This is a genomic window from Streptomyces caniferus, assembly GCF_009811555.1.
Lineage (GTDB): Bacteria > Actinomycetota > Actinomycetes > Streptomycetales > Streptomycetaceae > Streptomyces > Streptomyces caniferus.
In genome coordinates, this window is sequence record NZ_BLIN01000005.1 from 4,823,018 (window position 1) to 4,845,400 (window position 22,383).

A 22,383-nucleotide genomic window follows, 5' to 3' on the forward strand; every position below is an offset into this window, starting at 1 on the left:
TTCGTCCGGGCGAATTCCGTGCGGCGTCGGCCTTTTGATCTTCGCTGCTACCGGCGAATTCCCTTTGACGCGTACTGTTTTGATCCACCGTGGCTCCCTACAATCCGTCCACATCTTGCTCAGGACGCCTGAGCGTGCTTCCGCGCGCCCATGTGCCAAACGTCAAGGAGGACGAATGGCGGGGCCTTACACCCCTCAGTTGCTTGACACCCCCACTTTTCTGGCCGGGCCCTCACTCACGGCGGGCAACCGCGACATCGTGCTGGTGATCGCCGTGGTCGCCCTGGCGGCGCTGGCTGTCGCGGCGGTGCTGGTCCGCCAAGTGCTCGCGGCCGGTGAGGGAACCGACAGTATGAAGAAGATCGCGGCGGCCGTGCAGGAAGGCGCAAATGCCTACCTGGCACGGCAGTTGCGGACGCTCGGCGTATTCGCCGTCGTGGTGTTCTTCCTGCTCATGCTGCTGCCCGCGGAGAATTGGACGCAGCGCGCCGGACGCAGCGCCTTCTTCTTGATCGGCGCCGGATTCTCCGCGGCCACCGGCTATATCGGGATGTGGCTCGCCGTACGCAGCAATGTGCGCGTTGCGGCGGCCGCGCGAGAAGCCACGCCGGCCGAGGGGGAAACCAAGAAAAAGGATCTTACGGCGGTCTCTCACAAGGCGATGAAGATCGCATTCCGTACCGGTGGCGTCGTCGGCATGTTCACCGTGGGGCTGGGCCTGCTCGGCGCGTCCTGCGTGGTGCTTGTGTACGCGGTCGACGCGCCCAAGGTGCTGGAGGGCTTCGGGCTCGGCGCCGCGCTGATCGCGATGTTCATGAGGGTCGGCGGCGGCATCTTCACCAAGGCCGCGGACGTCGGTGCCGACCTGGTCGGCAAGGTCGAGCAGGGCATCCCCGAGGACGACCCGCGCAACGCCGCGACCATCGCGGACAACGTGGGCGACAACGTCGGTGACTGCGCCGGTATGGCCGCCGACCTCTTCGAGTCGTACGCGGTGACCCTGGTCGCCGCCCTCATCCTGGGCATGGCGGCCTTCGGCGACGCCGGGCTCGCGTTCCCGCTGCTGGTCCCGGCCATCGGTGTGCTCACCGCGATGGTCGGCATCTTCGTCGTCGCGCCCCGGCGCAGCGACCGCAGCGGTATGACGGCGATCAACCGCGGCTTCTTCATCTCCGCGGGCATCTCGTTGGTGCTGGTGGCCGTCGCGGTGTTCACCTACCTGCCGTCCAGCTATCAGGACCTGACCGGTGTCACCGACCCCGAGGTGCTGGGCCGCAGCGGCGATCCGCGGATGCTGGCGCTGGTGGCGGTCGCCATCGGCATCGTGCTGGCCGCGCTGATCCAGCAGTTGACCGGCTACTTCACCGAGACCAGCCGACGGCCCGTCAGGGACATCGGAAAGACCTCACTGACCGGTCCGGCCACCGTCATCCTCTCCGGTATCTCGATCGGGCTGGAGTCGGCGGTCTACTCGGCGGTGCTGATCGGCCTGGCCGTCTACGGGGCGTACCTGCTGGGCGGCGCCTCCATCATCCTGGCGCTGTTCGCGGTGGCGCTGGCCGGCACCGGTCTGCTGACCACCGTCGGCGTGATCGTGGCGATGGACACCTTCGGACCGGTCTCCGACAACGCGCAGGGCATCGCCGAGATGTCCGGCGATGTCACCGGTGACGGCGCGCAGGTGCTGACCGACCTGGACGCGGTCGGCAACACCACCAAGGCCATCACCAAGGGCATCGCCATCGCGACCGCCGTACTGGCCGCGGCCGCGCTCTTCGGCTCGTACCGGGACGCGATCGCCACCGCCGTACGGGACATCGGCAATGCCGCGAGCGGGATGGGGCTCAGCCTGGACATCTCGCAGCCCAACAACCTGGTCGGGCTGATCCTCGGCGCCTCGGTCGTCTTCCTGTTCTCGGGGCTGGCGATCAACGCGGTGTCGCGGTCGGCGGGAGCGGTGGTCTTCGAGGTGCGCCGGCAGTTCCGCGAGCGCCCCGGGATCATGGACTACACCGAGCAGCCCGAGTACGGGCGGGTCGTCGACATCTGCACCAAGGACGCGCTGCGCGAGCTGGCCACTCCCGGGCTGCTGGCCGTGCTCACGCCGATCGCGGTCGGCTTCTCGCTCGGCGTCGGCGCGCTCGGCTCGTTCCTGGCGGGCGCGATCGGCACCGGCACGCTGATGGCGGTCTTCCTCGCCAACTCCGGTGGTGCGTGGGACAACGCCAAGAAGCTGGTCGAGGACGGCCATCACGGCGGCAAGGGCAGTGAGGCACATGCCGCGACGGTCATCGGTGACACCGTGGGCGACCCGTTCAAGGACACCGCGGGCCCCGCGATCAACCCGCTGCTGAAGGTCATGAACCTGGTGGCGCTGCTGATCGCGCCCGCTGTGGTGAAGTTCTCATACGGCCAGGACAAGAGCATGGGCGTACGGATCGTCGTCTCGGTGCTGGCGATCGCCGTCATCGTCGGTGCGGTGTACGTCTCCAAGCGGCGCGGAATCGCCGTAGGTGACGAAGACAACTCCGAGGACTCGGAGAACATCGCCAAGTCGGCCACGACGGCGGTGGCGTCCTAGCCGGAACCGCCCTCCGAAAGGGCGTGCGGACCGCTCAACTGGGCGGGTGGGCGGCGTTTTTTGCAGACGCCGGCCACCCGCCTTCCGCGTGCTCGGGTGGCCCTGCGGTCCTTGGTGCAAATGGCTGCAATGAGGGCCGGGCGGGATGCCCGACCGGTGGCCCAGGCCCTTTGGACGTGTATGTTCCGGGGCCGAGAGCCATGGAAGGGACCAATCCGGTGAACAAGAAGCTTGTGGCTGCACTGTCCGGCGGTGCGGCACTGGTGCTCGCGCTGACCGGCTGCAGCGACGACAGCAGCAAGAAGCTCAATGACTGGGCGAAGAGTTTCTGCGACCCTGCGCAGGCTCATTTCAAGCAGATCCAGGACGCCAACGGCGCCATGCAGACGGCCGACAACGGCAGCACGGACTCCAAGAAGGTCCAGCAGACCGACTCGGCGGCCTTCCAGAAGATTTCCCAGGCCTACGCCTCACTGGCCAAGTCCCTGGAGAAGGCCGGGCCGCCGCCCACCGACAAGGGCAAGCAGGCACAGCAGAGCGCCGTCAAGGAGCTCAACTCGCTCTCCAAGGGCTATGCGGACCTCCAGAAGCAGGTCAACAACCTCGACACCTCGGACAAGCTCAAGTTCGCGGACGGTCTGCGCGACCTCTCCAGCGGCATCAACAAGCTCAACAAGCAGAGCGAGGCGGCCTTCAAGAACCTGGAGTCCGGCGACGTCGGCACGGCGATGGCCGCCCAGAAGGGCTGCCAGAACCCGGCCGCGTCCGGCTCCCCGGCCCCCACGCAGTCGAAGAAGTCCTAGCGCGCCGAAGCAGGCACGAGCGGGCCGGCAGGCCCGCTCCTAACGCGCACGACAACGGCTCCGGACGGCCCGGCGACGCGCCCGAGACGGGTGTGGCGCCGGGCCGTCGCCGATTGTCGGTGGCAGGGCCGACAATGGTGGGCGTGAGTACGCACCTCCCCACCGCCGATGTCCAGGACCCCGAGAGCAACACCCGCACCGCCCGGCTGCGCGAGGCGTTGCTGGCCGCCGACTTCACCGCCGACGGGCTGCTGGATCTGCTCGGCGCGCCGGCCTACGCCGCGCTGGCGCGCAGCGAGACCGTCCCCGCCGTGCGGGCGACGCGCGGCGACAGCCCGTTGGAGACCCTGGTGCGGCTGTTCCTGCTGCAGCGCCCGGCGGAGCTGCGGCAGGCGCAGGCCGCGCTGCCGGTGGCGGACTGCCTCGCCGACGGCTGGCTGGTGCGGGACGGCGACGAGCTGCGCGCCAGTGTGGATGTGCGCCCGTACGGCGGCCCCGAGGGGCAGGACTGGTGGATCGTCTCCGACCTGGGCTGCGCGGTCGGTGGCGCCGGCGGTATCCGGGGCGTCGGGGAAACGGACCGCTCACAGCTGGTGCTCGGTGTCGGCGGCGCCTCCACGACCCTCGCGGGGATCACGGTGCGCAGGCCGGTCGCCAAGGCGCTCGATCTCGGTACGGGCTCCGGCATCCAGGCGCTGCACGCCGCTCAGCACGCCACCCGCGTCACGGGCACCGACCTCAACCCCCGGGCGCTGCGGATCGCCGCGCTGACCCTGGCGCTCTCCGGGGCGGGGACGGCGGATCTGCGGGAGGGCTCGCTGTTCGAGCCCGTGGGGGACGAGACGTACGACCTGATCGTGTCCAACCCGCCGTTCGTGATCTCGCCGGGCGCCCGGCTCACCTACCGCGACGGCGGCATGGGCGGCGACGACCTGTGCCGGACGCTCGTCCAGCAGTCCGCCGCGCATCTCAACGACGGCGGCTACTGCCAGCTGCTGGCCAATTGGCAGCACGTGGCGGGCGAGGAGTGGCAGGACCGGCTGCGCTCCTGGGTGCCGCGCGGGTGCGACGCCTGGTTCGTGCAGCGCGAGGTGCAGGACGTCACCCAGTACGCCGAGCTGTGGCTGCGTGACGCGGGCGATCACCGCGCCGGTGACGAGGCGTACGCGGCGCGGTACGGCGCCTGGCTCGACGAGTTCGAGGCGCGCAAGACCAAGGCCATCGGCTTCGGCTGGATCACGCTGCGCAAGTCCGGTTCGGATTCCCCGTCGATCACGGTCGAGGAATGGCCGCATCCGGTGGAACAGCCGCTGGGGGAGTCGGTCGTACGGCACTTCGACCGCCAGGACTACCTGCGTGCCACGGACGACGCGGCGCTGCTCGCCGGACACTTCCGGCTCGCCGACGAGGTGGTGCAGGAGCAGGTCGGGCTGCCCGGGGCGGAGGACCCCGAGCACGTGGTGCTGCGTCAGAACCGCGGGATGCGGCGGGCGACGAAGGTGGACACGGTGGGCGCGGGCTTCGCCGGGGTGTGTGACGGATCGCTTCCGGCCGGGCGGATTCTGGACGCCATCGCCCAACTCGTCGGCGAGGATCCGGTTCTGCTGCGGGACCGTACACCGGCCTCGATCCGGATGCTGGTCGAGCAGGGCTTCCTGGAGCCGGTGGCCGCGGACGGCTGACAGGGGAGGGTAGCGAGAAAACGGGGTGGGGGAAGGGGACGCAGGAAGAGGCCGGGGCCGGGGGACCGGGGGAGTGGCAGGCGGCGGCCGTGTCGGCGGGTGTCGTTCATCCGGTGTTCGCCGGGACGCCGCCCCGGGGTGCCACGCTGCCCGCATGGAGAGTGGACCCGAGGCTTTCGCCGGTGTGGCGTTCGCGCTGTTCGGCGCCGGACTGCTGGTGTGGACGGGCGTCTGCGCACGGAGCGGGGCACCGGTCGCCGACGGCGTCAGCCGTCCGGTCGCCACCGTGACGGCGCTGCTGTCCGGGGTGGTGTTCCTGGCCACGGGCGGCTGGTTGCTGGCGGCGCTGTAGCCGGAGTGCGCCAACTGTCCTTGTGAGGCGATCCGTTCACTTCCGGCCAGATCTGTGACAGATGGCCGATGTGTGGTGGTACACGGGAACTATCCGGGGCGATTCGTCATGTTCCTCAGTGAAGGTCACCTGACCGGCAGGCTCACCGACCCTTGAGTGAGGAACCCACATGAACCGTGCACTCCGCTACGTCGCCGTCGGCACCATCGCCGTCTCCCTGCTCGCCGGCGGTTCGGCCGCCGCCTTCGCCGCGCCGCAGCAACTCCACTCGCCCACGCCGGTCGTGGCCACCGCCCCGGTCGCCGCGGCACTGACGGCCAAGGCCAGCGTGACCACGGTCAACGCCTGGCAGCAGTTCCGGATCACCGGCACCGCCAAGGGCATCAAGGCCGGCACCAAGGTCACCGTCCAGCAGAAGCAGGGCACGAAGTGGGTCTCGCTGCCCGCACAGACCCCGGTCAACGCCAGCGGTACGTACGCGGTGCGGGTCAAGCTCGGCATCAAGGGCGTCAACCAGCTCCGGATGGCTGCCGGCAGCACCGTCTCCCCGGTGGTCAAGGTCACCGTCCGCTGACGCCGGACGGTCCGGACCGCGCCCGGACCGTCCGCCACGCCCGGGCCGCGTCCTAGCCGACGAGGTTGCGGGCGACCATCCACACCGCGGCAATGCCGAGCACCACGGCATTGCCGCGGGCCGAGAGCCGTGGCCGGTACACACGCCCGGCGAGCCCGGCGACCAGCCAGCGTCCGACGGCGTACGCCACGGCCGGTCCGGCCAGCGTGAGCAGCACGGCGTTGTCGTGGAAAGCCGTCACGACATCGCCGTGCATCAGGTCGTACGCCATCCGCGTCCCGCCGCACAGCGGGCACAGCAGCCCGGTGGCCCATTTGAACGGGCAGGGGATCAGCAACTGCCCCGGTTGGTGCGGGTCGGTGTGCCAGAGATAGACGGCGGCCGCCGCTACGGTGCCGAGCGCGATCGACGCCTGGCGGAGGGTGCGCCTGCGGACCGACGCCCCGGTGGGCGCCGCGGGCTCGACGGGCCCCCAGGACTCTTCGGTGCTCACACGCTCAGCGACCTGGCGTAGTTGACCTGGTTGAGCACGAACATCACCTGCTCGCGGGACTGCACCGGGATCATCGTCGCGTGGTGCCGGCCTCCGCTGTTCACCGTGACCTGCACGAACCCGGTGGTCACCCGCTCCTTCATCAGCAGGAAGAGCAGACCGAGCAGGCAGAAGAGGAAGAAGACGATGGCCAGCACGACCGCGTGCGCCGGTATCTTCTCCTCCGTCCGCGACATGTCGGTCGCCGTCCACACCGCGCCCTTGAGCGGCATCGGCCCGGCCGGCGTCATGATCGTGTCGCCGGTCACCGCGATATCGCCGAGCGACAGCATCATCCCGCCGGGCTGGGGCCCGGCCTGGAAGCCCCCCGATCCGGCCTGAAACCCCCCGGCCCCGGTCTGGAAGCCGCCGGGTCCGCCCTGGAACCCCCCGGGCGCCGGCTGCGCCGGCGCGCTCGGCGGGAAGCCGGGCGCGGGCGGCTGCGGGACGTCGCTCGGGTAGCCGTATGCGGGCTGCTGCGGAGGCGCGGGCTGCTGCGGCGGCGAGCCGGCCTGCGGATAGCCGTATCCGGGCTCCCCGGGGCGGCCGCCCTGCGGGTAGCCGTAACCGGCATCGGCGGGCCGCGGGCCGTCCGGCTCGGCGTAAGGGTTCTGGCCGGGCTGACCGGGCGGCTGATCCGGAGGCGGTCCGGGGTACTGGTTCGCCATGGGTGATGTCCCCCCGAGAGTGCGTGATGACGGCAGTACTCGACTCGAACGGCGAGCCGTGCCGTATCCATCCTGCCAGTCCGCTTACGTGCTGTATCAAGGCAATGACGGCATCCGGCGCCGCCGTGCGACAGTCGTCGGTCCGCGGACGGTGCGGTGTGCGGCCACGGGCGGGCGGCGAATTGCCGGGGGTCCGTCACTGTGTGACATCACCGAGGGTGCCGCGACAGCGGCGCGCGGGGAACGTCCGAGGTCGGCGCCGGGGAACGGTACGGCGCCGCCATGATCGACAAGGCGCGTCCCGGGCCCGTGGCGAGCGCCTGATGCGGTCCGGGCGGCATGAAGGCATGTAGTCGGGTTACCGTTCGAGTGGCGTTGCGGGGTTTTTCCGTTTGACACGGGGCCGGGAGGTACCGTCACACTCCGCAGCGTCAAGCGTCACCGCAGTGCACCCTCGGCGTCCGGCCGGGGAGCATTTCCAGCGTCGACCGGAGAGAAGAGCGAAGTTGTCCCCGACCAGCGAGACCACAGACGGCGGCGGCCGCCGACTCGTCATCGTCGAGTCGCCTGCCAAGGCGAAGACGATCAAGGGCTACCTCGGCCCTGGCTACGTGGTCGAGGCGAGCGTCGGACACATCCGCGACCTGCCCAACGGCGCCGCAGAGGTCCCGGCGAAGTACAAGGGCGAGCCCTGGGCCCGTCTCGGCGTGAACGTCGACGCCGACTTCCAGCCGATCTACGTCGTCAACAGTGACAAGAAGGACCAGGTCAAGAAGCTCAAGGAGCTGCTGGCCGAGTCCGACGAGCTCTACCTCGCGACAGATGAGGACCGCGAGGGCGAGGCCATCGCCTGGCACCTCCAGGAGATCCTCAAGCCCAAGGTCCCCGTCCACCGGATGGTCTTCCACGAGATCACCAAGGACGCGATCCGCGAGGCCGTCGCCAATCCGCGCGACCTGAACCAGAAGCTGGTCGACGCCCAGGAGACCCGCCGCATCCTCGACCGCCTCTACGGCTACGAGGTCTCGCCGGTCCTGTGGAAGAAGGTCATGCCCCGGCTGTCGGCCGGCCGGGTGCAGTCCGTCGCGACCCGTCTCGTCGTCGAGCGGGAGCGCGAGCGCATCGCGTTCCGCTCCGCCGAGTACTGGGACCTGACCGGCACCTTCTCCCCCAACCTCGGCTCCGCTCGGCCGGGGGGACCCCCATCCGGCCGGGCCGGCGACGCCAGCGACCCGTCGGTGCTGACCGCCCGGCTGAACACCGTCGACGGCCGCCGTATCGCCCAGGGCCGTGACTTCGGTCCCAACGGGCAGCTCAAGAACGACGTCCTCCATCTGGACGAGGCGAACGCCCGCGCGCTCGCCGCCGCCCTGGAGAACACCGACTTCGCGGTGCGCTCGGTCGAGTCCAAGCCCTACCGCCGCTCGCCGTACGCGCCGTTCCGGACGACCACCCTCCAGCAGGAGGCCAGCCGCAAGCTCGGCTTCGGTGCCAAGTCCACGATGCAGGTGGCGCAGAAGCTGTACGAGAACGGCTTCATCACCTATATGCGTACGGACTCCACCACGCTCTCGGACACCGCGGTCACCGCGGCCCGGGCGCAGGTGACGCAGCTGTACGGCGCGAGCTACCTCCCGGACAAGCCGCGCACCTACGCCGGCAAGGTCAAGAACGCCCAGGAGGCGCACGAGGCGATCCGCCCCTCCGGCGACCGCTTCCGCACCCCGGCCGAGACCGGTCTGACCGGCGACCAGTTCAAGCTCTACGAGCTGATCTGGAAGCGGACCGTGGCCTCGCAGATGAAGGACGCGACCGGTAACTCCGTCACCGTCAAGATCGGTGGCCGGGCCGCCGACGGCCGGGACGCCGAGTTCAGCGCGTCCGGCAAGACCATCACCTTCCACGGCTTCCTCAAGGCCTATGTGGAGGGCGCCGACGACCCCAACGCGGAGCTCGACGACCGTGAGCGCCGGCTGCCGCAGGTCGCCGAGGGCGACGCGCTGGCCGCGCAGGAGATCACCGCCGACGGGCACGCGACCAAGCCGCCCGCCCGTTACACCGAGGCCACGCTGGTCAAGGAGCTGGAAGAGCGCGAGATCGGCCGTCCGTCGACCTACGCGTCGATCATCGGCACGATCCTCGACCGCGGCTATGTCTTCAAGAAGGGCACCGCGCTCGTCCCGTCGTTCCTCTCCTTCGCGGTGGTCAACCTCCTGGAGAAGCACTTCGGCCGGCTGGTCGACTACGACTTCACCGCCAGGATGGAGGACGACCTCGACCGCATCGCGCGCGGTGAGGCGCAGTCCGTGCCGTGGCTGCGGCGCTTCTACTACGGCGAGGGCCACGGAGAGGGCGGTGCCGCGGACGCCGGCAACGGCGACGGCGACCACCTCGGCGGTCTGAAGGAACTGGTCGAGGACCTGGGCGCGATCGACGCCCGGGAGATCTCGTCCTTCCCGGTCAGCGACGACATCAAGCTGCGGGTCGGCCGCTACGGCCCGTACGTCGAGCGCGGGGAGAAGGACGCCGAGGGCCACCAGCGCGCCGACGTCCCCGACGACCTGGCGCCCGACGAGCTGACCGTGGAGTACGCGGAGGAGCTGCTCGCCAAGCCGAGCGGCGACTTCGAACTGGGCATGGACCCGGAGAGCGGTCACCAGATCGTCGCCAAGGACGGCCGCTACGGCCCGTACGTCACCGAGATCCTGCCCGAGGGCACCCCGAAGACCGGCAAGAACGCGGTCAAGCCGCGCACCGCCTCGCTCTTCAAGTCGATGTCCCTGGACACCGTGACCCTGGCAGACGCGCTCAAGCTGATGTCGCTGCCGCGGGTCGTCGGCAAGGACTCCGAGGGCGTGGAGATCACCGCGCAGAACGGCCGCTACGGCCCGTATCTGAAGAAGGGCACCGACTCGCGCTCCCTGGAGAACGAGGAGCAGCTCTTCACGATCACCGTCGACGAGGCGCTGGCCATCTACGCCCAGCCCAAGCAGCGCGGGCGGGCCGCCGCCAAGCCGCCGCTGAAGGAGCTGGGCACGGACCCGGTCAGCGGCAAGCCGGTGGTGGTCAAGGACGGCCGGTTCGGCGCGTACGTCACCGACGGCGAGACGAACGCGACGCTGCGGCGGGACGACGACGTCGAGACGATCACCGCCGAGCGGGGCTACGAGCTGCTGGCGGAGAAGCGCGCCAAGGGGCCGGCGAAGAAGACCGCCAAGAAGGCGCCGGCCAAGAAGACGGCCGCGAAGAAGACGGCCGCCAAGAAGACCGCGGCGAAGAAGACCACCACGGCGAAGAAGACCACCACGGCGAAGAAGACGACCGCCAAGAAGACGACCGCCAAGAAGACGACCGCCAAGAAGGCCACCGCCAAGACGGCGGCGGCGAAGAAGACGGCGGCGTCGGCCGAGGACTGAGGCCTGCGCGCTGCCGGCGGCGCCGGTAAAAGCGCAGGACATGGGCGGGCACACCGGATCTGATCCGGTGTGCCCGCCCATTTGTTCGGGTGGGCGCTCGACGGCGTGCACCATCCCGCTAGGCTGGCGGGATGACGCGTGCCGAGCAGCCAACGGTCGTGACCCCCACTTCAGGCGCCCTAGCAGCGGATTCCCGCGAGCGCGCCGTGCGAGCCCTGCTCCGCTTCCCCCCACTGAAGCGACTGTGGAGCGCCCAATGTGTCGGGGGCATCGGCGATGCCCTGTCCATGCTTGTCCTCGTACTGCTCGCCCTGCAGGCGGCGTTGTACGTACCGCTGGGCGGCGAACCCGTCTTCGGCGGCGGTTATCGGGGCGCAGCCCTGGCGGTCACCGCGGTCTTCGCGGCCCGGATGCTGGCGATGCTGCTCTTCGGAGCCGTCCTGCTGGGCCCGCTGTCCGCGCTGACCTCCCCCGTCGCCCGACGCGCGGGGGGACCCCCGTCCGCCGGGCCGCTGGACCGGCGCTGGACGATGATCGGCGCGGATATCGTGCGGCTCGCGCTGCTGGTCATCGCCCCCCTCTGGATCAACTGGACACCGGACGACGCACTGGCCTGGCTCCTGGTCACGGTCTTCGTCGCCGGTGTCGCCGAACGTTTCTGGACCGTCGCGCGCGAGAGCGCCGCACCCGGGCTGCTGCCCGCACCGCCCCCTGAGGGCGCCGCCGTACGCCCCCTCCCGGACAACATGGACGCCCTGCGCCGCCTCTCGCTGCGCACCGGCTTCGTGTCGCTGCCGATCGCGGCCGCCACCCTGGTGGTCGTCACGCTCATCAGCAAGCTGCTGGGCACCGGCATCGACTGGTTCCACGTCCACCAGGCCGCGCTCGGCTCGTATGTCGCCGCCGGTCTCTTCGCCGCCTCCGTATCGATCCTCTACTTCATCGAGTTCCCCGGAGTGCCGACCCCGCGGCCGCGCTCCCCTCTGGAGGGGCTGCGCCGCCCGAAGGCCGCGGGAGCCACGACCGGACAGCCGGGAGCGGACGAGAAGCCGGAGAACGGCACCACCCCCGCGGCCGTCGACAAGGGCCGCACGGGCGCGCTCCCGCTGCTGGTGGCGTCCTGCGCCGCGGTGGCCGGGGCGATCGCCGCGGCCGTCTCGCTCGCCGTCCTGCACGGCTACGACCTGGCCGGCGGTCCGGCCACCTTCGCGCTGCTGGTGCTCGCGCTGACCGGTGGCACGGCCGTCGGCATCCGCGGCGCCCACCGGGTGCTGCCCGCCCTCTCCCGGCGCCGGCTGCTCGCCCTCGCGGTGGCCGCGACCGGCCTCGGGCTGCTGGCCATGGGGCTGGTCCCGGACACGACGACGGTGCTGGTGCTCGCGCTGCTGTCCGGCATCTGCGCCGGCATCGCCGCCAATACGGGGCATGTGCTGCTGGAGCAGGAGTCCGAGGAGCCCCGCAGCGCCCGTACGACCGAGCATCTGCACGCCGTCGTGCGCCTGACGGTCGCGCTGGCCGCCATCCTCGCGCCGCTGCTCGCCGCCCTCATCGGCCCGCACCACCTCGGCGGCGGCACCTTCAACTTCGCCTACGGCGGCGCCGCCTACACCCTGATGCTGGCCGGTGCCCTGCTGCTGCCGGTCGCCGCCCTGGTGCTCGGCAAGGTCGACGACCGGCAGGGCGTACCGCTGCGGCGTGATCTGCGCGAGGCGCTGCGCGGCGGCGACCCGGCCCAGGCGCCCGCCGCCACCGGCTTCTTCCTCGCCCTGGAAGGCGGCGACGGCGCCGGCAAGTCCACCCAGGTCGAGGCGCTCGCGGAGTGGATCCGCAGCAAGGGCCACGAGGTCGTGGTGACCCGCGAGCCGGGCGCCACCGCCATCGGCAAGCGCCTGCGCTCGATCATCCTGGACGTCTCGACCTCCGGGCTCTCGGACCGTGCGGAGGCGCTGATGTTCGCCGCGGACCGGGCCGAGCACGTCGACAGCGTCATCCGGCCCGCCCTGGAGCGCGGCGCGATCGTCATCACCGACCGGTACATCGACTCCTCGGTCGCCTACCAGGGCGCCGGGCGCAACCTCGCGCCCACGGAGATCGCCCGGATCTCGCGCTGGGCCACCGACGGCCTCGTGCCCCACCTGACGGTCCTGCTCGACATCTCCCCGGAGACCGCGCGGGAGCGCTTCACCGAGGCACCGGACCGGCTGGAGTCCGAGCCCGCCGAGTTCCACCAGCGGGTGCGGGCCGGCTTCCTGACACTGGCCGCCGCCGACCCCGCGCGCTATCTGGTCGTCGACGCCGGGCAGGAGCCCGCCGACGTCACCACCGTCGTACGGCACCGCCTCGACCAGGTCCTCCCGCTGTCCGAGGCGGAGATCCAGGCACAGGCCGAGGCCCGTAAGGCAGCCGAGGAGGAGGCCCGCCGCAAGGCCGAGGAGGAGGCCGCGCGCAAGGCGGAGGAGGAGCGTCTGGAGCGCGAGCGCCAGGAGCAGCTCGCCAAGCTGCGCGCCGAGGAAGAGGAGCGCAAGCGCCGCGAGGCCGAGGAGGCCAGGGCGCGCGAGGAGGCCCGCCAGGCCGAGGAGGCCCGCAAGCGCGCCGAGGAGGCGCGGCAGGCCGCGGAGGCGGAGCGGCAGCGCCGCGAGGCGGAGGAGCGCGCCCGCGAGGCCGAGCAGGAGCGGCTGCGCAAGCAGCACGAGGAGGAGGCGCGGCTGCGCAAGGAGGCCGAGGAGCGCCGCCTGGAGAAGCAGCGCAAGGCCGAAGCGGCCCTGGTCCGCGCCGAGGAGGCCCGGGTCGCGGCTGCCGCGGCGGCGGCCGCGGCGGAGGCCAAGGCGGCGGCCGAGGAGGCCGAGTCGGCCGAGGCGCCCACCGCCGAGACGTACGTCGCGGATCTGCGGAAGCGGCTGGGGCCGGAGACGCCCGACGACTCTGCGGCGTCCTCCTCCGGCTCGGACGGCGAGCAGACGCACGAGTCGCTGCCGCGGTCCGGGACCCCGGACCGTGCGGCGGACGAGACGGCGGTGCTGCCACCGGTGCGGGACGCGCACGACGCGTGGGGCGGCCGGGGCGCCGGCTCCGACGCCGAGGAGACCGCCGTGCTGCCGCCCGTACGGGACGGAGGCGCACGCGGCGAGGTCGGCCGGGGCGACGCCCCCGCCGACCGGGTGCCGCCGTGGATGTTCCGCAAGGAGACGCCGCCCGGCGCGAACGCCGGGCACGGCGCGGCCTCGGGGCGGTCCTCCGCTCCCGCCGAGTCGCGCGTCGAGCGCACGCGCGAACTCCCGCAGATCGACCCGGCGACGGGCCGCCCCGTGGAGAGCTCGCAGCGCAGCCGCCCCCGCCCCGAATGGGCGGAGGAGACCCCGTTGGACGATCTGCCGACGCTCGCCGACGAGCTGCTCGGCCCGCGCGGCGACGAGGAAGCGGACGACGGAGCGGGCGACGACGGCCGTCGCGGCGGCCGGGGACGGCGCGGCTAGCCCATCGGGGAGTCCCGGAAGAACGGCCGTGGCCGCAGCGCGATCGCTGCGGCCACGGCCGTTTCCGGGTTCCGGAGGACCCCTGTCCGGCCGCCCGGCGCCGGTTTCCGGATTCGTTTGTCAGTGGGTTGCACCACAATGGGTCGGGCGTGGAGCAATGCGTGGTGTGCGGCCGGTCGCACACGCACTCGCGCGGCACGAGCAGGACGGCACGGACAGGAACGGCGGACAGCGATGGCGGTATGGGACGACGTGGTCGGCCAGGACCGGGTGACGGCGCAGCTGGCCGCGGCCGCGCGCGATGCGGACGCCTTCATCACCGCGCAGCACGCGGGAGCGGGGACCGGGCCCGGTGAGCAGCCGGCGCCGCAGCCGTCCGCCGACCGCAGCGGCGCCTCCCAGATGACGCACGCCTGGCTGTTCACGGGCCCGCCCGGGTCCGGCCGCTCCACCGCCGCCCGCGCCTTCGCCGCCGCCCTGCAGTGCGTCAGCCCGGACCGCGCCCTCGGGGGCGCCCCCGGCTGCGGCTTCTGCGACGGCTGCCATACGTCCCTGGTCGGCACGCACGCCGATGTGGAGATCGTCCGTACGGACCTGCTCTCCATCGGCGTCAAGGAAACCCGTGACCTGGTCCGCCGGTCCTCGCTCTCCCCGGCGGGCGGCCGCTGGCAGGTGATCGTCCTGGAGGACGCCGACCGCCTCACCGAAGGCGCGGGCAACGTCCTCCTCAAGGCCGTCGAGGAGCCCGCGCCCCGGACGGTCTGGCTGCTGTGCGCCCCCTCCGTGGAGGACGTCCTCCCCACCATCCGCTCGCGCTGCCGCCACCTCTCCCTGCGCACCCCGCCGGTCGGCGCGGTCGCCGACGTCCTCGTCCGGCGGGACGGCATCGAGCCGGAGGCCGCCGACCGGGCCGCCCGCGCCACCCAGGGCCACATCGGCCGGGCCCGCCGGCTGGCCACGGACGAGCGGGCCCGCGCCCGGCGGGCGGCCGTCCTCAAACTCCCGCTCCGCGTCGACGACATCGGCGGCTGCCTCAAGGCCGCCCAGGAGCTGATCGACGCCGCGGGGGAGGACGCCAAGCAGGTCGCCGAGGACGTCGACACCAAGGAGACCGAGGAGCTGCGCGCCGCACTCGGCGCCGCCGCCGGCACCGGCGGACGCCTGCCGCGCGGCACGGCCGGCGCCATGAAGGAGCTCCAGGACAAGCAGAAGCGCCGCTCGACCCGTACCCAGCGCGACAGCCTCGACCTCGCCCTGGTCGACCTCACCGGCTTCTACCGCGACGTCCTCGCCCTCCAGATGGGCGCCTCGGTCCCCCTCGCCAACGACGAGGTACGCGACAGCATCCACCGCATCGCCACCGCCTCGACCCCCGAACGCACCCTCCGCCGGATAGAAGCCGTGATCGCCTGCCGCGAGGCCCTGGACCGCAATGTGGCCCCGCTCCTCGCGGTCGAGGCCATGACGGCGGCCCTCCGCGCCGGCTGACCCCCCACTACCGCAGCCCCCGACCCCGCCGTTCCCCCGGCCCGCCCTTCAAGGAGACGCACACACAACGTCCTCACCCGGATACTCTCCGTTCGAACGACGCCGCAACGGACGTCCGCCACGGACATCCACCACCGACATCCGCCACGGCCATCCACCACCGCAAGCAACCGGGCCACTACGAGCACCAGCGCCACCCCCAGTACGAACGCCACCCCGGCCCCCCTGCACCACCCCTAGCTCCCGCACCGCCAGCCGCACTCCACCCTCCAGGGACCACCAACACCGCACTCCACCTCTCAGGGACCGAGACCAAGGGACCGTCCATGGCCACCAGCCGCCTGCTCCGCACCTCCGCCGCCTTCCTCGCGGCCACCGCTCTGCTGATCTCCGGCTGTTCCTCGGGGAGTTCCTCCCCCGACGACGAGGCGTCTCCGGGTCTCACCACGGAGGCCGGTGCCCAGCGCCCCGCCGACGAGGCGACCCTGGCGCCACTCCCTGCCTCGACCCCGGCCGGCCTGCGCGCGTACTACGACCAGAAGCTGACCTGGCATGCCTGCGGAAAAGGGTTCCAGTGCGCGACGATGAAGGCGCCCCTGGACTACTCCCACCCCGAGGCGGGTGACACCAAGCTCGCGGTGGCCCGCAAGAAGGCCAGCGGCCCCGGCAGCCGGCTCGGCTCCCTCTTGGTCAATCCGGGCGGCCCCGGCGGTTCGGCGATCGACTACCTCGAGCAGTACGCACCCCAGCCCGCCGCGATTCGTGCGCGCTACGACATGGCGGCGATGGACCCGCGCGGCGTGGACCACAGCCAGCCCGTCGAGTGCCTCAGCGACAAGCAGATGGACCGCTACACCGAGGTGGACCAGACCCCGGACTCACCGGCCGAGGTCGACAAGCTCGCCACCGCGTTCCGCACCTTCGCCCAGGGCTGCGCGTCCCGCTCCGGCAAGCTGCTCTCGCACGTCTCCACCGTCGAGGCCGCCCGCGACATGGACGTGCTGCGCGCCGTCCTGGGCGACGAGAAGCTCCACTTCGTCGGGGCTTCCTACGGCACCTTCCTCGGGGCGACCTACGCCGGTCTCTACCCCTCCCGCGTCGGCCGCATGGTCCTCGACGGCGCGATGAACCCGGAGCTCGACTCCCGTACCACCAACATCGAGCAGACCGCCGGCTTCAACACCGCCTTCACGGCGTTCGCCACCGACTGCATCAAGCACAAGAACTGCCCCCTCGGCACCAAGAGCACCGAGGACGCCGGCGAGCAGCTCACGGCCCTCTTCAAAAAGCTGGACGCACACCCGGCAGCCACGGGCGAGGACCGAAAGCTCACCGAGTCCCTCGCCACCACGGGCGTCATCGCCGCCCTGTACGACCAGCGCGCCTGGCCCCTGCTGCGCGACTACCTCGCCCAGGCCAAGGCCGGCAACGGACGAGGGCTGCTCACCTTCTCCGACAGCTACTACGAGCGCGAACCGAACGGCAGCTACAGCAACCAGATGTACGCCAACCCCGCCGTCAACTGCCTCGACCTCGCGCCCGCCTTCACCGGCCCCGACCAGGTCCGCGCCGCCCTGCCCAGCTTCCGCAAGGCCTCCCCGGTCTTCGGCGAAACCTTCGCCTGGGCCGCCCTGAACTGCGCCTACTGGCCGGTCAAGCCCACCGGCATGCCCCAGCGCATCGAGGCCAAGGGCGCCGCCCCGATCCTCGTCGTCGGCACCACCCGCGACCCCGCCACCCCGTACATCTGGGCCAAGGCCCTCGCCTCCCAGCTCTCCAGCGCCACCCTCCTCACCTACGAGGGCGACGGCCACACCGCGTACGGCCGCGGCAGCAAGTGCATCGACTCCGCGATCGACGCCTACCTCCTCGACGGCACCGTCCCCCCGAAGCACAAAACCTGCAAGTGACCCGCCTCACACCCGCACACCCCCCTCCCCGTCCACCCCTGACCAGCTTCTAAACCGGTTACTGAGCACCCCTCCGCGATGTGTAGACTGGGCCGCGCACCACGCCGCCTTAGCTCAGTTGGCCAGAGCAACGCACTCGTAATGCGTAGGTCTCGGGTTCGAATCCCGAAGGCGGCTCAGTAAAAAGGCCAGGTCACACAGCCCGTGACCTGGCCTTTTGCGTTGCTCGGGGCATGACGTGTCGCGCCGCCGCAGTGTCGCGAGATGGCTTGCGTGAGCGATGCGTGAGCGGGGGCGCTCAGAGACCTACTTCTTGGGCTTCCGGAGCTCGGCCTTCTTGTCGGCCTTGGGCTGGGCCTTTGCCTTGTTCTTCGGCTTGCCGCCCTTGCCGGCGTTCTTCGCCGTGGCCTCCTTGGCCTTCTTCTTCGCGGCCTTGCGGGCCGCCTTCTCGGCCTCAGCCTTGCGCTGAAGCGGGACCAGCTTCGCCGTCGCCTCGGCGGCGCTCTTGCGCGCTTGGTGAATCGCCCCCTCCGCAATCTGGTTGGTAGGGGGCGCAGCCTTGCTGTGGGCCCACTAACCGGGCGGTGCTGCACCGTGGCTGAAATGCACTCCCACCAGGGCGATTGTCAGTGCTGTATGCGAGGGTCGCCATCTGTGAGCCGAAGCATTGTCAGCGGCTCGCGACGGGTTACGAGTACACAGCCAAGGGGGAGGCACGGCATGGCTGGCGACGGCTTTGACATAGACACCGACCAACTCAAGTCCGCCGCTCCAACATTCCACCGAGAGTCTGTCGCTCTAGAACGGGCGACGGCCAAGCTTCGTCACACGCTTGGCGGGCTGGGGGAGCCGTGGGGCAGTGACGAGCAGGGCAAGAAGTTCGAGCACGCCTATGCCCCGCACCAGGCGCAGATCGAAAAGGCCGCCGCGGCCCTGGTCAAGGGCCTGTCCAGCATCACCAAGGCCATGAATGACATGGCCGCCAACCACGAAGACGCTGACCACTCAGCCAAGTCCGGCTTTGAGGGCGGTAAGTGATGGGCGCTGGCGACAAGGCCAAGGAGATCGTCCAGGACCTGACGGGTATGTGGTGGCCGGAGGGCGACGAGGACGAACTCAGGGAAGCCGCCCGCGCCTGGCGTACGTATGCGGACGATGTCGAGGACTGCACGGCCGCTTGCCATAAGAAGGCCCAGGACGTCATCGACAACAACAAGGGCAAGTCGATCGATGCGTTCGGCGGGTTCTGGCGCAAGTACCACGGTGGCGGCAAGGGCTATCTCGACGACGTGGCCAGCGCTGCCCGCGACATGGCCAAGGCCCTGGACAAGTACGCCGACCAGGTCGCCGAGGCCAAGAAGAAGATCGAGCACGAGCTGGAGATCGCCGGCGCAGTCCTGGTCGCCGGAGCCGCGCTCGCCGTCTTCACCGGCGGCATCAGCGGGGCCGCGGCGGCCGGTGCCAGCGAGGCGATCGTCGCCGCAGCGAGTACAGCGGGCATCGCCGTATCCGCCACCGTCGCCGAGATCGCCGGAACTGTCCTGGCCACCGCCGCCATCGGCGGCATCGAAGCCATCACCGTGGACGTGGTCGTCGCTCAGGGCGGACGCAACCTGCTAGGAGACCAACACGGCATCAACCTGGCTGAGATCAAGGAAGCCGGAGCCACTGGGGTCTTGCTGGGGGGCGCCCTGGGCGGTGCGGGCCGCGCAGCGAAGGCTGTACGCGACGCCGGCGGCTTCAAGAACGCCTTCGGCAAGATGAAGCTGGATGTGGGTGGCCCACACCTTGCGATGGCTGGCGAGGTGCCTTTCGGTCCTGTTGGCCCGACCGGGCGCCCCTTGATGCGCAACGCAGAGGGGAGCGGCGGGGGAGCCTCCGGGACCCCCAAGGCCAGTGGCTGGGAAGCCTCAAGCAATATAAAGGGACCTGGGGCCGGCAAAACACTCAAGCGGCCAAACGACCGACATACCATTGGTGGCGCAGGTCGAGCAGGAAAGAACATCAAGGAAGAGAACACAATCATCCTGCCGGGATATTCTCAGGAGGTCGAGAAGGATATCGCTGGCATCGCAGAAGGGAAGGCAACCTGGCTGCCGGACGGTGAGCGATACGAAATCAACGGTCGCACGTACGGCGTCCACGAGAACGGGACCGTATACCCTGCCAAGGGTCCAGGGTTTGTGGAAATGGACCGGAACGAGTATGCGGCGCTATCGCAGATCGTAAAGGCTAAGGGAGACCTCTCGGCGGCTCCGCAGCTGACGCGGAACCCTCGCTTCGTGAACAATCCAGAAGTCGTCGAAAAGGCTTTGGCCATTTACAACGGGACTTACACACCATGACGTACAATCTTTTCCTCGTCGATAGCTGTGACCCGGGTGTCATGGCTGAAGCTCTCGCGGCGGCCTTCCGGGTTCCGGTGAGAGAAGTGGATGTTGCCGACGCTGACGGCGACCAAGACGACCGCAACTGGGAGGCCCTGGTCTCCTGTGAATACTCGCACGTCCCGGGAAATGTGTCGCTGTCCCTGGACATTTACGCTCAGGACTCGGTGGGGCAGCAGCCTCCAGAATCCGAATTCTCCGCAGCATTTGCGCGCCGGCTTGGCACGCCCGTCTTGTACCCTCCTCAGGAGAGCGCCATGAGCGCCCACTGGTTGGTTACCCCAGAAGGGCTGACGACGCGGGCCCGGCTGAGCGAGTCGGACGATGACGAGCCAACCTTCACAGTCACAGCAGTTGAGGCACTCGTCGATCGGTTGCCAGACGTTCCTGTGATGCACCTTCCGGAAGTGGTGCGCGAGCAGAAGATCGCCACGCCTCTGGCCGATTCATTTGCGGAATCCCTCCAGCCGTTGAAGGGAGACGGCAACGCCGCGGATGGTTCGACCGTCACAGCTGAGGTTGCCGAGGTGGCGCGGATCGCCAAGTCATACCTGGGGGCGTGGGAAAAGCTATCTCGACGCGCAGCGAGCAACTGGGAGCCATCTGGTTGGTACCCCGTGGAGTTCTACCGGGAAGTGCTCGGATACCGCGATGACATCGAGGGGTATCTGCGCCAACTCCCGGAGAACGTGGCCGCGCTGTACAAGCGCTACCTCGACAAGGTTGACAGCCTCTATCAGGAGCTGACAGTCGACGACGAAGAGCACGTTGTCGTTGATGGCCGGAATGAGCCGACTGATGGTTCGGCGCAGAAGGCATGGTGGTGGTACCGCCGCCCCGAGCCCATGCCCTGGTCCAGTGGATGAGGCCGAGCGCTTCCGCGGATCCGACCAGGTAGGGGTAGGACCGAACGCAGTGCTGATGCATCGGCCATGACCGCATGCCTCGGTCATGGCTGGTGAGCGCTCTGTGCTTGATCACTGTGTGGCGGGTGGCCTCGGCGTCGCCGTAGATGGCGTGTACGGCGTCCACGTCGTCGCTGGTGAGTTCGCGCAACTGAAGCCGGGGGCCTGCGATGTCGACCGGATGCATGGTCGGGACCCTACTCGCAGGCGGTGTTACCTGGGCAGGGCGGCGACAGGGGCCGCGGTGAACGCCTCGATTTCCTCCCGTGTCGTGCGAGCCTCGGGTGCGGTGAGCCACCGGGGATCACGCAGCGCGGTGTGGACCTGCCGCACCGAGGCAACGATGCCGTTGATGCGCTGACCGGCGGACAGGTCGAGAACGGGCCGCATGGCCTCGTCGACACCGTCGAGGCTTCCGGCGTGGATGCGGGCGAGGGCAAGGTCGGTGTGGGCGCCGGCTTGGTCGCCGAAAGCCCACTCTTCAGGTTCCGCTTGGCGGTAGGCGGTGACTGCCGCTTCGGCCTGTTGTTGTGCCTCGGGGCCGTCTGGGAGCCAAGCGGTGGCGTCGGCGGCGTAGTAGAGCTGGCGTGGTACGGGGAAGGTCATGATGCCGCCGAACTCGTCCAGGTCGTCGGGGGACGCCGCATCGCGGGCCCGTTCAGCTTCTGCGAGGGATTCCCGTACGGCTGCCACATCGCCGAGTGCGGCTCCGGCACGGGCTTGCAAGCAAGACAGCCATACGGCGCTGGTGCCGGTGACGCCTGCCACCTGGGAGATGCCGAGGGCAGCGTATTTAGAGGCTTCCTGGTGTCGGCCGTCCCAGTAGGCGATCAGGGATTGCAGGCCGCGGACCCAGGCGCGCATGGCGTGGTGGTCGGCGTTGTCCGCGCATACGTAGGCGGTCCGGGCCTGTGTCATCGCCGATCGTGGGTCGCCGAGGTCGTGGCTGGCCTTGGCGAGCATGCCGGAGGTGATGGCGGAGAGCAGGTACAACTCGCGGGCCTGGCCGGGGCGGACATGGCCGTGTTCGAGGAAGCGGAAGGAGAGGTCTTGGATTTCGACGAGGTCGCCGAGGAGGGGGGCCAGCGGCAGCTGCGGGTAGGCGGCGGCTAGACGACGTACCTCCTGGTGGAGCTCGTCCAGGGTCTCGGGACCTACGTTGCTGCCTTCTGCCATCGCGCTGAAGCGGAATGCACGGCGAGCTGCCATGGCGACCTGCCTCTCTAACGTGTCCCGGCCGACGTTGTCGCCTGGAACGGGTCTGCTGGTGAACTCGATGCCGTCGAAGCCGCTGTCGCCTTCTCGATGGAGGATCTCGGCACCGGCCACCGCCTCTCCCTCCTCGGTGCCGACATCGCACCCGCCACCGTCGCCGTCCTGGACGAGCCCTATACCGAGCCACACGGCCTGACCAACCTCCACGCCCTCGCCTTCCACACGTCAGCCCGGCCAGACCGCCATGCGAAGGCCGTCGCTCACCTGCCGAGCGCCCTCTCCCGCATCGGCAAGACGCTTCTGGTACTCCAGGAATGAGCCGATGAGGTCGCCTGGGTCACCGGCGCCCCACTGATCGCCGCCGCGGTCATCTCCGCCTGCTGGTCCGGCCCCCTGT

The 22,383-nt window shown here is 70.2% G+C and carries 16 protein-coding genes and 1 tRNA gene; 14 read left to right on the forward strand and 3 right to left on the reverse strand.

Annotation, left to right across the window (positions count from 1 at the left end; translation table 11 throughout):
• Positions 1–175: 175 nt before the first annotated feature.
• The 5 genes from Scani_RS37660 (at position 176) to Scani_RS37680 (ending at position 5,992) form a co-directional block, all read left to right on the forward strand.
• Complete coding sequence (locus Scani_RS37660) at positions 176–2,581, forward strand: sodium-translocating pyrophosphatase (RefSeq protein WP_159482121.1); 2,406 nt, start codon at positions 176–178, stop codon at positions 2,579–2,581.
• 218 nt (positions 2,582–2,799) lie between these two features.
• Entirely contained in the window at positions 2,800–3,384 is a 585-nt protein-coding gene (locus Scani_RS37665) for a small secreted protein (protein WP_159482122.1), read from the forward strand.
• 143 nt (positions 3,385–3,527) lie between these two features.
• Positions 3,528–5,066, forward strand: a complete 1,539-nt coding sequence (locus Scani_RS37670) for a DUF7059 domain-containing protein (RefSeq protein WP_159482123.1) — start codon at positions 3,528–3,530, stop codon at positions 5,064–5,066.
• A gap of 154 nt (positions 5,067–5,220) precedes the next feature.
• On the forward strand, positions 5,221–5,418 hold the full coding sequence (locus tag Scani_RS37675; RefSeq protein WP_159482124.1) for a hypothetical protein: 198 nt from the start codon (positions 5,221–5,223) through the stop codon (positions 5,416–5,418).
• A 169-nt stretch (positions 5,419–5,587) separates the two neighbouring features.
• Positions 5,588–5,992 carry a hypothetical protein gene (locus Scani_RS37680; RefSeq protein WP_159482125.1) on the forward strand — a complete coding sequence of 135 codons (405 nt, stop codon included), beginning with the start codon at positions 5,588–5,590 and terminating at the stop codon, positions 5,990–5,992.
• Positions 5,993–6,044: 52 nt separating this feature from the next.
• On the opposite strand, the gene Scani_RS37685 is transcribed toward Scani_RS37680, so the two are convergent.
• Together Scani_RS37685 and Scani_RS37690 are read right to left on the reverse strand one after the other, a co-directional pair.
• Positions 6,045–6,485, reverse strand: coding sequence for a DUF2752 domain-containing protein (locus Scani_RS37685; RefSeq protein ID WP_159482126.1), 441 nt, complete (start codon positions 6,483–6,485; stop codon positions 6,045–6,047).
• On the reverse strand, positions 6,482–7,192 hold the full coding sequence (locus Scani_RS37690) for a hypothetical protein (RefSeq protein WP_159482127.1): 711 nt from the start codon (positions 7,190–7,192) through the stop codon (positions 6,482–6,484). Before Scani_RS37690 ends, Scani_RS37685 begins: the two co-directional genes overlap by 4 nt.
• Positions 7,193–7,698: 506 nt before the next feature.
• Between Scani_RS37690 and topA the strand changes: the two genes are divergently transcribed.
• The 8 genes from topA to Scani_RS40320 all read left to right on the forward strand — a co-directional run bounded on the left by topA (position 7,699) and on the right by Scani_RS40320 (position 20,732).
• The gene (gene topA / locus Scani_RS37700) at positions 7,699–10,608 is read left to right on the forward strand and encodes a type I DNA topoisomerase (protein WP_159482128.1); all 2,910 of its coding nucleotides are present in this window, start codon (positions 7,699–7,701) and stop codon (positions 10,606–10,608) included.
• A 131-nt stretch (positions 10,609–10,739) separates the two neighbouring features.
• The gene (gene tmk / locus Scani_RS37705; protein WP_159482129.1) at positions 10,740–14,081 is read left to right on the forward strand and encodes a dTMP kinase; all 3,342 of its coding nucleotides are present in this window, start codon (positions 10,740–10,742) and stop codon (positions 14,079–14,081) included.
• A 234-nt stretch (positions 14,082–14,315) separates the two neighbouring features.
• Positions 14,316–15,569: a DNA polymerase III subunit delta' gene (locus tag Scani_RS37710; RefSeq protein WP_159482130.1), complete on the forward strand. Its 1,254-nt coding sequence runs from the start codon at positions 14,316–14,318 to the stop codon at positions 15,567–15,569.
• Positions 15,570–15,895: 326 nt separating this feature from the next.
• On the forward strand, positions 15,896–17,479 hold the full coding sequence (locus Scani_RS37715; protein WP_159482131.1) for an alpha/beta hydrolase: 1,584 nt from the start codon (positions 15,896–15,898) through the stop codon (positions 17,477–17,479).
• 103 nt (positions 17,480–17,582) lie between these two features.
• Positions 17,583–17,656 (forward strand) — tRNA-Thr (locus Scani_RS37720).
• 543 nt (positions 17,657–18,199) lie between these two features.
• Positions 18,200–18,517, forward strand: coding sequence for a WXG100 family type VII secretion target (locus Scani_RS37725; protein WP_159482132.1), 318 nt, complete (start codon positions 18,200–18,202; stop codon positions 18,515–18,517).
• The gene (locus tag Scani_RS37730) at positions 18,517–19,824 is read left to right on the forward strand and encodes a WXG100 family type VII secretion target (protein WP_159482133.1); all 1,308 of its coding nucleotides are present in this window, start codon (positions 18,517–18,519) and stop codon (positions 19,822–19,824) included. The genes Scani_RS37725 and Scani_RS37730 overlap by 1 nt, the downstream gene beginning before the upstream one ends.
• A complete protein-coding gene (locus tag Scani_RS40320) occupies positions 19,821–20,732 on the forward strand; it encodes a hypothetical protein (protein WP_174872810.1) in 912 nt (303 codons plus the stop codon). The genes Scani_RS37730 and Scani_RS40320 overlap by 4 nt, the downstream gene beginning before the upstream one ends.
• A 252-nt stretch (positions 20,733–20,984) precedes the next feature.
• Here the strand turns inward: Scani_RS40320 and Scani_RS37740 are convergent, their stop codons facing one another.
• Positions 20,985–21,980, reverse strand: a complete 996-nt coding sequence (locus Scani_RS37740; RefSeq protein ID WP_159482134.1) for an NsdA family TPR-like regulatory protein — start codon at positions 21,978–21,980, stop codon at positions 20,985–20,987.
• Positions 21,981–22,076: 96 nt separating this feature from the next.
• Between Scani_RS37740 and Scani_RS37745 the strand changes: the two genes are divergently transcribed.
• Complete coding sequence (locus Scani_RS37745) at positions 22,077–22,304, forward strand: hypothetical protein (protein ID WP_159482135.1); 228 nt, start codon at positions 22,077–22,079, stop codon at positions 22,302–22,304.
• Positions 22,305–22,383 lie beyond the last annotated feature (79 nt).